General features: G+C 67.0%; 13 protein-coding genes. 8 read left to right on the forward strand and 5 right to left on the reverse strand.

Going from position 1 to position 11,999, the window contains the following annotated elements:
* Position 1: 1 nt before the first annotated feature.
* Positions 2-706, forward strand: a complete 705-nt coding sequence (locus tag AC6H42_RS18345) for a TetR/AcrR family transcriptional regulator (RefSeq protein WP_057153416.1) — start codon at positions 2-4, stop codon at positions 704-706.
* Here the strand turns inward: AC6H42_RS18345 and AC6H42_RS18350 are convergent.
* Positions 657-1,727: a collagen-binding domain-containing protein gene (locus AC6H42_RS18350; protein WP_057153415.1), complete on the reverse strand. Its 1,071-nt coding sequence runs from the start codon at positions 1,725-1,727 to the stop codon at positions 657-659. The two genes, AC6H42_RS18345 and AC6H42_RS18350, sit on opposite strands and share 50 nt — an antisense overlap.
* A gap of 62 nt (positions 1,728-1,789) precedes the next feature.
* On the opposite strand from AC6H42_RS18350, the gene AC6H42_RS18355 reads away from it, so the two are divergent.
* The 7 genes from AC6H42_RS18355 (at position 1,790) to AC6H42_RS18385 (ending at position 7,048) form a co-directional block, all read left to right on the forward strand.
* Entirely contained in the window at positions 1,790-2,338 is a 549-nt protein-coding gene (locus AC6H42_RS18355; RefSeq protein ID WP_229418050.1) for a GNAT family N-acetyltransferase, read from the forward strand.
* A gap of 133 nt (positions 2,339-2,471) precedes the next feature.
* Positions 2,472-2,735: a hypothetical protein gene (locus AC6H42_RS18360; protein WP_057153413.1), complete on the forward strand. Its 264-nt coding sequence runs from the start codon at positions 2,472-2,474 to the stop codon at positions 2,733-2,735.
* Between the two features lie 15 nt (positions 2,736-2,750).
* Positions 2,751-3,677, forward strand: a complete 927-nt coding sequence (locus tag AC6H42_RS18365; RefSeq protein WP_497548652.1) for a sensor histidine kinase — start codon at positions 2,751-2,753, stop codon at positions 3,675-3,677.
* Positions 3,677-4,438 carry a LytR/AlgR family response regulator transcription factor gene (locus AC6H42_RS18370; RefSeq protein WP_057153412.1) on the forward strand — a complete coding sequence of 254 codons (762 nt, stop codon included), beginning with the start codon at positions 3,677-3,679 and terminating at the stop codon, positions 4,436-4,438. Before AC6H42_RS18365 ends, AC6H42_RS18370 begins: the two co-directional genes overlap by 1 nt.
* Positions 4,439-4,538: 100 nt before the next feature.
* On the forward strand, positions 4,539-4,967 hold the full coding sequence (locus AC6H42_RS18375; RefSeq protein WP_057153411.1) for a VOC family protein: 429 nt from the start codon (positions 4,539-4,541) through the stop codon (positions 4,965-4,967).
* Entirely contained in the window at positions 4,967-5,362 is a 396-nt protein-coding gene (locus AC6H42_RS18380) for a YybH family protein (protein WP_057153410.1), read from the forward strand. The genes AC6H42_RS18375 and AC6H42_RS18380 overlap by 1 nt, the downstream gene beginning before the upstream one ends.
* 102 nt (positions 5,363-5,464) lie before the next feature.
* On the forward strand, positions 5,465-7,048 hold the full coding sequence (locus AC6H42_RS18385) for a PQQ-binding-like beta-propeller repeat protein (RefSeq protein WP_157200798.1): 1,584 nt from the start codon (positions 5,465-5,467) through the stop codon (positions 7,046-7,048).
* Here AC6H42_RS18385 and AC6H42_RS18390 read toward each other — a convergent pair.
* From AC6H42_RS18390 to AC6H42_RS18405, 4 genes are all read right to left on the reverse strand, one after another.
* Complete coding sequence (locus AC6H42_RS18390; protein ID WP_057153408.1) at positions 7,035-8,255, reverse strand: nucleoside deaminase; 1,221 nt, start codon at positions 8,253-8,255, stop codon at positions 7,035-7,037. The genes AC6H42_RS18385 and AC6H42_RS18390 overlap by 14 nt on opposite strands.
* Positions 8,256-8,260: 5 nt before the next feature.
* Positions 8,261-8,665 carry a cytidine deaminase gene (locus tag AC6H42_RS18395; protein WP_057153407.1) on the reverse strand — a complete coding sequence of 135 codons (405 nt, stop codon included), beginning with the start codon at positions 8,663-8,665 and terminating at the stop codon, positions 8,261-8,263.
* Between the two features lie 86 nt (positions 8,666-8,751).
* The gene (gene deoA, locus AC6H42_RS18400; protein WP_497548653.1) at positions 8,752-10,074 is read right to left on the reverse strand and encodes a thymidine phosphorylase; all 1,323 of its coding nucleotides are present in this window, start codon (positions 10,072-10,074) and stop codon (positions 8,752-8,754) included.
* An 86-nt stretch (positions 10,075-10,160) separates the two neighbouring features.
* Positions 10,161-11,999 (reverse strand): aldehyde dehydrogenase family protein (locus tag AC6H42_RS18405; RefSeq protein WP_497548654.1); only part of this gene is annotated, 1,839 nt, incomplete at its 5' end.

Here is an 11,999-nt window from a genome sequence, read left to right on the forward strand (position 1 = left end):
CATGCCAGCAGCCAAACTGAATGTGCTTCCCGGCCTCGCGGCCGCTCCCAAGAGCAAGCGCCGCGTGATCAACCGCGACAGGCTGGAAGCGGACATCGCCGCCGTGGCGGTGCGCATGTTCGCGGAATGCGGCTACGAGGGCACTTCCATCGCCGCGATTGCCGATGCGGCGCAGATGTCCAAGCAGAACCTGATGTACTACTACCCCACCAAGCAGGCGCTCTACCAGCGCGTGCTGGACGATGTGCTGGACGACTGGCTGCAACGCATGGAGAGCCTGGCCGACGAGCAGCACGACCCGCGCGACGTGCTGCGCGCCTACATCCAGGCCAAGCTGCGCTTTTCGCGCGAGCAGCCATGGGCGTCCCGGGTCTATGCGATGGAGATCATCGGCGGCGCGCAGCTGTACGGGGAGCAGATCAAGAACCGCGTGGTGCCGCTGCTGCGCAAGGATATCGCGGTGTTTGAAAAATGGATCGCGGCGGGACGCATCGCGCCGCTGAACGCCACCCACCTGATCTTCATGATCTGGGCAATGACGCAGTCTTACGCCGACTTCTCGGCGCAGATGGCGCTGGCGCTGGACAAGAAGCAGCTCACCCGCAAGGATTACGACGATGGCGAGGACACCATCGTGCGCATGGTGCTGGCGGCGATCAGCCTGCCAGCGGCTGGCGGCGCACGCGGCGCGACAGCAGGCCCATGATGCCCAGGCCGGCCGCGAACAGCGCCATGCCGCCCGGTTCCGGCACGCTGGCGGCAGGGCTGCCCGTTGCGCCGTCACCGCCGCCCAGCTTGCCGGTGAAGCTTTGCAGGTGGATTTCGCCGCGCTGGTCCAGGCCGTTGACGAACACGCCGCCTTCGATGTTCTGGTTGTTGGTCAGATAGGCGCTGGTGGCCAGCAGCGAACCGCCCCACTGGTTGTTGATGGTCAGGTCGGTGGCGTTGTAGAAGTTCCACAGCAGCTTGCTGCCGTACTGCTGCGCCGCGCCGCCCAGGAAATTGGCGCTGATGTTGGCGCTCTTGACGTCGGTGTTCAGGACCACGCTGCTGGCGCCGTTCAGGTTAAAGCGGAACTCGCCCTTGGAGAACAGCACGGTGTCGATCGCGGTCAGGTCGAACACGGCCACGCCGCTGGCGTTGGCCACGGCGTTGAAAATGGCCAGGTTGCCGTCGAAGGTGACGCTGCTGCCGGTGCTGCCCAGGGTCTTCAGGCTGCTGGACAGCCCGCCCAGCACGCTGCCGAAGTTGGTGGAGGTGGAGGCGACCAGGTTGGCCACCATTGCTTCGTCCGGCGTGGCCAGCTTGCCGCCGTTGAAATTGCCGCTGCTGGCGCCCTCGATGTAGGCCGCGCCGTTCAGGTTGCTGTTGCTGACGCCGCCCAGCACCACGCTGCCGCCCTTGTTGACGGTGGAGTTGCTCAGGCCGCCGCCGATCACCGCGCCCAGGCCGTTGACCTTGACGTTGCTGGCCGAGCCCGCCACGGTCAGGCCGGCGTAGCTGGAAGCCGGCGTGTCGTTGATGTGCTGCACGTAGTCGCCGCCCGACAGCGCGCCGCCGATGTAAGTGCGGCCGTCGGTATGCGAGCTGGACGTGGCGCTGCCGAGCACAACAGTATTAAACTGCTTCAGGATGTCCGACGACGACAGCGAGACCGCGTGGGCGGAAGTGGACGCCATGCCGGCAATGGCGAGCAGGAGCGTGGTAAAAACGGGACGAAACGGCATATGTGGGCTCTTTCGCAACTTTAACAATTTTTCATTTAAGCAACAGTGTGTATAATTTTAGCATGATAAATCTCCATACCGAGCGGTTGCTGTTGCGTCCGATTGAAGAAAATGACGCAGTGTCGCTGTACAACATCTATTCCGATCCGGAAACCATGCGTTACTGGAGCTGCCCGCCATGGGACCAGCTGGCCCAGGCGCAGGCCCACGTGGCCATGACGCGCGCCGGCTTCGAGGACGGGTCCATCTTCACCCTGGGCATCACGGTGCGCGGCGCGGACGCGCTGATCGGCGCCTGCCGCCTGCACCAGTTCAACCGGCAGAACCGCCGCTGCGAAATGGGCTACATCCTGTCGCGCGCGCACTGGGGCAAGGGCTATATGCGGGAAGCCATCGCGGCCACCCTCAGCCACGGCTTCCAGGCCTTCGACCTGCACCGCATCGAGGCCGACGTCGACCCGCGCAACACGGCTTCGGCCACCCTGCTCAAGCGCTTGCATTTCGTGCACGAAGGACATCTGCGCCAGCGCTGGATCGTCGACGGCGAGATCTGCGACACCGACTTTTTCGGCCTGCTGCGCGCGGACTGGGAAGCTGCCCAGGGTAAATAATGGCCGGCGTGGCGGCGCAGTTCGCCGCCCCCTGGGCACCGCTTATCCCGCAGAAATGCCAATTCGTCGGAAACCGGCTGCCGGGCGCCGCGCCGATTGATACATTGAGACCATATCAACCACGGAGGTCCCTATGAAAACCATCAACCGCACGGTCGGCGGCGTATTCCGCGAAGTGGGCCAGGCAGCCCAGCAGATCGGCCGCGCCTTCACCCGCGCCCTGTCGCGCATGTCCTGGCCGGCCCTGCTGGCCAGCTGCATCATGATGGCGCTGCTGCTGACCATCCTGCCGCTGGCGCTCACGCTGTTCGCCGTCTTCCTGCTGCTGAAGATCGCCATCGCGCTGATTGCCGGCCACAACGCCAGCAAGCACATCCACGACAACCAAGAACACTAAGCAAGGAATATGGAAATGGCATTCAGCCGCACCAAAAAAGGCACCCGCAGCCTGGTCGCGTTTATCGGCGAGGTGGGCGACACCGCCCGCACCCTGTGGTGGAACTTCTTCGACTGGCTGGCCCAGGTCGAATGGCGCAAGCTGGCCGTGATCGCCCTGGTGGCGCTGATCGTGGCCGCGCCCTTCAATCTCGGCGAAGCGGTCTCGGTGTTCATCGTCTTTTCAGTCGGCCTGAAAGTACTGGCGGGCGGCAAGCGCCGCGCCGAGGGACAGGCGCGCGAGGCCGAGCAGCACGCCGGCACCGAAACGCTGGAACGCCGCCTGGTGGAAGCGCAGATGGCCGCGCTGCAGGCGCAGGTCGAGCCGCATTTCCTGTTCAACACGCTGGCCCTGATCGGCCAGCTGATCGAGACCGATCCGCCGCAGGCGGCGACAATCCACACCCACCTGATCGACTACCTGCGCGCCACGCTGCCGCAGATGCGCGCCAAGGGCAACGGCACGCTGGGCCGCCAGATCGAGATGTCGCGCGCCTACCTGGCCATCATGCAGGCCCGCATGCGCGAGCGCCTGGCGGTGTCGATCGACGTGGCGCCGGACCTGCTGAGCGCGTCCTTCCCGCCCATGATGCTGCAAACCCTGATCGAGAATTCCATCAAGCACGGCCTGGAGCCCAAGGTGGAAGGCGGGCGCATCGACATCCGCGCCAGCGCCAGCAGCACCGCCGCCGGCAACGTGCTGCAGCTGGAAGTGCAGGACGACGGCGTGGGCTTCGACGTGCACGCCGGCGACGGCCTGGGCCTGACCAATATCCGCGAGCGGCTGCGCCTGCTGTACGGCAGCCGCGCCCAGCTCATCATTGAAGCGCCGCTGGACGGCGGCGCGCGCGCCATCATCCGCATGCCCTTCGCCCCCGATATTTTTGCTGGCAGCAAGCTGTAATGAAGACACCGACCGCCATCATCGCCGACGACGAAGAACCGATGCGCCAGCTGCTGCGCGCGCGCCTGCACGAAGCGTGGCCGCAGCTGGAAATTGTGGCCGAGGCCGCCAACGGCGTGGAAGCCATCGCGCTGACCGGCCTGCACCAGCCGGACATCGTGTTCCTCGACATCCGCATGCCCGGCCTGTCGGGCATCGAAGCGGCGCGCATGCTGTTCAACCGCTGCCACATCGTGTTCGTCACCGCCTACGACCAGTACGCCATCGAGGCGTTCGAGCAGGGCGCGCTGGACTACCTGCTGAAGCCGGCCGGCGGCGAGCGCCTGAAGACCACCTGCGAGCGGCTGCAGGCGCGCCTGGGCAAGACGCCCGACAACATTGAACGCCAGCTGACCCAGCTGCTGGCGCACACCGCGCAGCGCAAGAAACCGCAGGAATTCCTGAAGTGGATCCAGGCCCAGGTGGGCAGCAGCCTGCGCATGATCAGCACGCGCGAAGTGCTGTTTTTCCGCGCCGACGAAAAGTACACGCGGGTCCAGACCATGGAAGGCGAAGTGCTGATCCGCAAGACCCTGAAGGAGCTGGAAGACGAGCTGGACCCGAAAGAATTCTGGCGCATCCACCGCTCCACCCTGGTGCGCGTGGATGCGATCGCCGAAGTCAAGCGCGACCTGCGCGGGCGCCAGATGGTGCGGGTGCGCAACTCCGCGGAAGAACTCGAGGTTAGCCGGGGCAACACGCACCTGTTCCAGCAAATGTAGGCAATGTAGGCAGCGCGCGACTCGCGCACTGCAACTATTTGCTGCCCCCCGCGCGCTGGTCTATATTGATTGGACTACACTCACACTACAGGGGGAGCACATGTCCAGCATACCGAAGAACACACGCGCCACCGTTACCCCGTGCCTGCGCTACCGCGACGCGCCGGCCGCCATCAACTGGCTGTGCCACACCCTGGGGTTCGAGCGGGCGCTGGTGGTGCCCAACGACGACGGCACCATTGCGCACGCCCAGCTCACCTACGGCAACGGCATGGTGATGCTCAGCTCCATCTTCAACACCGAATTCGGCGAGCTGATGGCGCAACCGTCCGACACCAATATGAAGGTCACCCAGTGCTGCTACCTGGTGGTGAACGATGCCGACCTGGTGCACCAGCGCGCGGTCGCTGCCGGCGCCCCCATCATCATGCCGCTCAAGGACGAGGAATACGGCGGACGCGGCTTCACCTGCCGCGACCCCGAGGGCCAGCTGTGGAGCGTGGGCACTTACGATCCCTGGGCCCATTGATGAATGACGAATCGGCCATCCGGCAACTGGTCGCCGCCTGGGTGGAGGCGACGCGCCTGGGCCAGGTGGAAAAAGTGCTGGCCATGATGACGCCGGACGTGGTGTTCCTGGTGGCCGGCCAGCCGCCGATGCACGGGCGCGACGGCTTCGCCGCCGGCCTGCGCGCCCTGCTGGCCGCGCACCGCATCGAATCGGACAGCACCGTGGACGAAGTGGAGGTGTGCGGCGACCTGGCCTGGTGCCGCACCACGCTGGAGGTGCGGGTGGTGCCGCTGGCCGACGGCGGCCGCACCGTGCGGCGCGCCGGCCACACCCTGTCCGTCTTCCGCAAAAACAGCGGCGGCGCCTGGCAGTTGGCGCGCGACGCGAATCTGTTGGTTCCTGTGCAGAATTGACGCGGCTTTTGATGCGCGCTTGACGCCGCGCCACCCGGGCTGCGCTATACTTGTGCTTTTGGGAAACACCAGAGGGAAGACATGCGCTTGACCTATTCCAACATGCTAGCGACTACCGCGCTGCTGGCACTGGCCGCGTGCGGCGGCGGCGGCGGGGGCGGCGGCGGCGCTACCAACCCCGGCACCGTGACGCCGCCGGCGCCGGTTGAAAACGTGGTGCTGACGCTGTCGCCCTCGCCGGCCCTCGTCACGCAGAACGCCGGCACCGGCACCACCTTCACCGTCAGCATCAAGGCCAGCTCGGCGATCCCGGCCGGCGTCAACGCCGCCGTGGCGGCCAAGGCCGACCTGTTCAGCAACACCAGTCTGAGCACCGTGTCGGCGCAGGAGTACGAAGCGCGCATCACGACCAACGCCACGCTGGCGGCCGGCACCTACAACAGCACCATCGAAGTGAAGTTGTGCACCGATGCGGCCAGCACCTGCCGCACGCCGCTGGCCGGTTCCCCCTGGCTGCTGCCGGTCACGCTGACGGTCAAGAAGGTGGGCAACCTGAGCGCGCTGGCGCCGGTGGCCGGCCTGCACGCCTGGAACCAGGCGCAGTACGACGCCGCGCGCACCAGCTACATCCCGGCCACGTTCACGCCGTCGGCCTTCAGCTTCCGCTGGACGGTCGACCCCGACAGCGCCAAGCTGCGCCGCTTCAAGCCGGTCGTCGTGGCCGACAAAAAAGTCTACCTGGTCTCCAGCATGCCGGCTGGCAACGGCGCCGAGCCGGACTGGACCCTGCAGGCAGTCGAAGAATTGACCGGCCTGGACCGCTGGCGCACCGACATGGGCAAGCGCGCGCAAACCAGCCTGCCCGTGCTGGGCGACAACCGCTTGCACCTGTTCAGCTCCGGCGCCACCGGCAACACCTACCGTACCTACAACCTGGGCACCGGCCAGCAAATGTCGCACCTGCCCAGCACCGTCGTGCAGACCACCGACTATGCGCCGCCGCTGGTGTCGGGCACCACCGTGTACGGGCAGTACGGGCCGGCCGGCGCGCTGAGCAAGTTCGATTCCGCCAGCACCACGCCGCTGTGGCAGTTCACCGAGTCCACGCGCGGCGGCTGGGCCGTCTCCACCGACGGCACGCTGATCTATAACTTCACCCAGGGCATCATGCTGGGCATCGAAGCGGCCACCGGCAAGCTGGCCTACGCCTCGCCCAGCCTGCTGCCCTACTCCGGCGCCCCCGCCACCATGGCGCCGGTGCTGAACGGCACCCAGGTGTTCGTGACCGAGTCCGACAGCAGGGGCGGCGCGCTGGCCGCATTCAGCGCCGCAACGGGCAAGCTGAACTGGCAGGTGCAAGCCAGCTTCACCAGCTATCCGGCGCTGGTGGGCAGCACGCTGTACGCGGTCAATGGCGGCAAGCTGGAGGCCCGCAACAGCGCCAACGGCGATCCGCTGTGGACCAGCCTGGCGCTTGGCGCGGTCCAGGACGAGCCTTACACCGAGGTGCTGGCCACCGACAACCTGGCCTTCGCCGCCTCGCAATCGCGGGTCGTGGCGGTGGACCTGGCGACGCACAAAGTGGTGTGGGAGTACCCGGCGGGCGGCAGCATCGCCATCTCGGAAAACGGCATCCTCTACATCACCCACCCGGTCAACGGCGTGGTGGCGATCAACCTGCGCTAAGCGCGGCCACCAGGTCCGCGTCCGCCACCTGCACCGGGCGGATGCGGATCAGGTGGCGGTACAGCGGCGGCATCGAACGGCAGATCAGCTCAAGGGCCTGCTGCGGCAAGGCCGGACGCACGTACTGGAACTGCGCCGGATTCGACTCCGGCAGTTCCCCCTCCATGGTCGACCCGTAGGCGCCCAGTTCCATGAAACTGAGCGCGCCGTCGTCCGGCCCGTTCGCAAAGACAAACGTACCGTCCTTGGGATGGCCCAGGTACTGGCGGATTTCCTCGCGCTGCGCCGGGGCGGCACCGTCCAGCAGCTTGTAGCGCAGCTGTGCGTAGGCGCGGGTGCATTCCATGAACGCGGTGCGGATGCCGGACTGGTTGCGCCGGCCCGGCATGCACAGCAGCAGGTTGCCGAAGGAATCCAGCAAAGCCACCGCATCGCCCTTCCCGCCCATCACCCTGTCGCGCGCGATGGCCTTGCGCATGGCCGGCGCAAGCCGGGCGTCCGGCCGCTGCGCTTCGCAGCGCACCGACAGCGCTTCCGGAAACACCTTCTTCAGCGCGCACACGATGGCGTGCTTGGGCGACAGCGTGGCCGGGTCCTTCAGCTGCGCGCGCGCCGGATCGACGTTGAACAGCGCCATGGCGCCCTTGGCCGTGGCTTCGAACACCAGCGAGCACAGCGCCTGGGTCGGCTCGGCGATGGTCTTGCCGATGAAAAAGGACTTGGGCGCCATGCCGTGCGCCGGCCGCGCGTACTGCGAGTCGCCCAGCACGGCCGGATAGCCGAAGGTGGCCTGCGCTTGCGCGCGCAGGCCCTCGGGCAGCGCGTCGAAGTGCGCGGTGCTGTCGTAGTTGATGCCGGCGTTGGCGTCGGTGGCCGCCACCAGCACATTGAAGCCGCCGGCCAGGATGGCGCCGGTGCACATGCAGCACGGGTCGAGCGAGGTGACGATGGTGATGTCCTTCGGCTCGGGCAGCGGCACGCCCTTGGCGCGCTCGGCGTAATACCAGTCGATCAGCTGGCGCTCGCCGTGCGCCGTCGGGTCGTACACCATGCCCTGGCGGATGACGTTGTTGTGCAGCGACTTGAGCACCTTGCCGGTCTGATCCAGCATGGCGCCGCCGACACCGAAAGTGCCCTGCGTTTTCGCCACGATGGCCTCGGCCGCCGCAACGGCGACCGCGGCCTGAACGTCGATAACCTTCTTCAAGATGCTTACTTCTTCAGGTCCGCGCCGCCGAAGGCGTTCGGCAGCTGGGCCGCCGCGGTGGTCTCGAAGACGTCGCCCTTCAGGTTGGCCAGCACCACCGGCAGTTCGTTGCCGCCCAGTTCCAGGGTCACCTGCCGGCACGCGCCGCACGGCGCGATCGGGCCGTCGGTCTCGCCGATGACGGCCAGCTTGTCGAAGTCGCCCGGCCGGTAGCCGTGCGCGACGGCGCTGAAGAAAGCGGTGCGCTCGGCGCAGTTGCACAGGCCGTAGGATGCGTTCTCCACGTTACAGCCGTGGAACACCTTGCCGTCATTGGTCAGCAGCGCCGCGCCAACCTTGAAGTTCGAGTACGGCGTATACGCCTTCAAGCGCGCCAGCGCGGCCTCGGCGATCAATTGTTCGTTGTTCATATTTCTCTCCAGAAGCGACCTGAGCCGCATTTTCACCACTTCGGGGTCAGACCCCGATTCGGCGCGAATGCGGCTCAGCCCGCTTGTTACGGGCGGATGGTGCGGTAGATGACGGGGTTGGCGGCGGGCGCGGCGTCGGTGATGGTGTAGGCGGCCTGGATCTGCGCCACCGCGGCTTGCGCCGCCGCTGCGGTGCGGGCGTGCACCCTGGCCAGCGGCTGGCCGGCTTGCACCGGCTGGCCCAGCTCGACCAGGTCGGTCAGGCCGACGGCGAAGTCGATCTTGTCGGTCGGCAGGCGGCGGCCGCCGCCCAGGGCCACCACGGCCAGGCCGATGTCGCGGCACACGGTCTTCGAGGCGAATCCGGACGACAGCGCCGGCACGTCCACCACCACCGGCGCTTTCTCCAGGTGCTTGTCCAGGTTCGACATCAGGTCGGACGGACCGCCCAGCGCGGTCACCATGCGCGCAAAACGCTCGGCGGCTTCGCCGGAATCGAGTGCGTGCTGCAGCTTGGCGCGCGCTTCGGTTTCGGTGGCGGCCAGCTTGCCCAGTACCAGCATCTCTGCGCACAGCGCCATGGTCACTTCGTGCAGGCGCGCCGGACGGCACTTTCCGCTCAGGTAGTCGATCGCGCCGCGCACTTCCAGCGCGTTGCCGGCCCACGGCGACAGCGATTCGTTCATGTCGGTCAGCAGCGCCGAAGTCAGGGTGCCGGCACCGTTGCCGACGGTGACGATGCTCTCGGCCAGCTCCACCGATTTTTCATAGCTCGGCATGAAGGCGCCCGAGCCCACTTTGACGTCCATGGCCAGCACGTCCAGGCCGGCCGACAGCTTCTTCGACAGGATGGAGCCGGTGATCATGGCCACCGATTCCACCGTCGCGGTGACGTCGCGGATCGAGTAGAAGCGCTTGTCGGACGGCGCCAGCGAGGCGGTCTGGCCGATGATGGCCACGCCCGCTTCGCGCACCACCTGGCGAAACTTGTCGTTGTCCGGCACGGTGGAGTAGCCGGGGATGGAGTCGAACTTGTCCAGCGTGCCGCCGGTGTGGCCCAGGCCGCGGCCGGAAATCATCGGCACGAAACCGCCGCAGGCGGCGATCATCGGTCCCAGCATCAGCGAGACCACGTCGCCCACGCCGCCGGTGGAATGCTTGTCCATCACCGGTCCCGGCAGGTTCAGCGATTGCCATTCCAGCACCTGGCCGGAATCGCGCATGGCCAAGGTGAAGGCCACGCGTTCGTCCATGTTCATGTCGTTGAAGAACACGGCCATGGCCAGCGCGGCGATCTGCCCTTCGCTGACGCTGCCGTCGGTAATGCCGCGCACGAAGAACTGGATCTCTTCGGCGCTCAGCACGCCCTTGTCGCGTTTTTTACGGATGATCTCTTGAGTGAGGAACATGGTCTTTTCCTTCTTTGTAAGGTAGTTGGGGCCGCAAGCGCCATCGCTGTTGCGATGGCGCGGCGGCCCCACGATTCACTGGCGGCTTAGACGCCGTAGGGAATCCAGATGTTTTTCACCTGCGACGCGTGCGCCAGCACGGCGCGGCCGCCCGCCTGCGCGGTGCTGTACCAGTCGCGGCCTTTGGCGCCGCCGGTCCAAGTGCGCTTCAGCGACGCCGCCGACAGGCGCTCCACTTCGGCGCAGCCTTCGGCCGACCCGTCATGGCGCCACACGGCGTCGATGTCGGCGTGCGAGGCCAGCGTGCGCGCCAGTTCGTCGGCCGAGCCGGTGACGATGTTGACCACGCCGGCCGGCAGGTCGGAAGTGTCGAACACCTGGTACAGGTCGGTGGCCGACAGCGGATGCGCTTCGGACGGCACCACCACCACGCGGTTGCCCACGGCGATGGCCGGCGCCACCAGCGAAATGAAGCCCAGCAGCGGCGACTCGTTCGGCGCCACGATGCCGATCACGCCGACCGCTTCGTTCAGCGCCACGGTGATGCCGTGCATCGGCGGCTGGTGCGCCAGGCCGTCGTACTTGTCCGCCCACGCCGCCCAGTAGAACAGGCGCTCGATGGCCGCTTGCACTTCCTTCTCTGGATTCCTGGCGCCGGTCATGGCGCCGATGCGGGCGGCGAATTCCTCGCCGCGCGCGGCCAGGTTCTCGGCGATGTAGAACAGCACCTGCGCGCGGTTGTGCGCGGTGGCCTTGGTCCAGCCGGTGGCCTTGTGCGCCGCTTCCACGGCGTTGCGGATGTCCTTGCGGTTGCCTTCGCCCACTTCGCCGATGAACTTGCCGTCCGCGCCGTGGATGGCGCGGCTGTAGGCGCCGTCCGGACGGGCCTGCTTGCCGCCGATGTACAGCTTGGCGGTGCGGTCGATGGCGAATGCGTCGGCGGCAAGCGGTGCTGCCTTGGCTTTCGCCGGCGCGGCCAGCAGCGGCGCCGCAGGGCGCGCGTCTTCCGACACCGGCACCAGGTATTCGTACATGCCTTCGCGGCCGCCTTCACGGCCGTAGCCGGATTCGCGGTAGCCGCCGAAGCCGCAAGCGGCGTCGAACTGGTTGGCGGTGTTGATCCACACCACGCCGGCCTTGATCTGCGGCGCCACGTCCAGCGCCAGCGAGATGTTCTCGGTCCACACGCAGGAGGCCAGGCCGTACACGGTGTTGTTGGCCAGCTGTACCGCTTCAGGCGGGGTGCGGAAGCTCATCGCCACCAGCACCGGGCCGAAGATTTCAGCCTGCGCCACGGCGGCGGAGGTCGACGCGCCGGTGATCAGCGTCGGCGGGAACCACGAGCCGTCGGCCGGGATTGCGCAGCCGGCAGGCTGGTACACGGTGCAGCCTTCGCTGCGCGCCGATTCGACCAGGCCGGCGATGCGCTGCTGCTGCACCGGATCGACCAGGGCGCCGATATCCATCGACTTGTCGAGCGGCGAGCCAAGGCGCAGGTTGTCCATGCGCGCGCGCAGCTTGTCCAGGAAGCGCGCTTCCACCGATTCCTGCACCAACAGGCGCGAACCGGCGCAGCAGACCTGGCCCTGGTTGAACCAGATCGAGTCGACCAGGCCTTCAACCGCGGCGTCCAGGTCGGCGTCTTCGAAGACGATGAAGGGCGACTTGCCGCCCAGTTCCAGCGACAGCTTCTTGCCGCTGCCCGCGGTGGCCTGGCGGATCAGGCGGCCCACTTCGGTGGAGCCGGTGAAGGCCAGCTTGTCGATGCCCGCGTGGTTGACAATGGCTTCGCCCACGCGGCCGTCGCCGGTGACGATATTCACAACACCGGCAGGCACGCCGGCCTGCACGCAGATGTCGGCGAACAGCATGGCCGTCAGCGAAGTGAATTCGGCCGGTTTGAAGACCACGGTGTTGCCGGCGGC

This window comes from Massilia sp. NBRC 108631 (genome assembly GCF_059704565.1).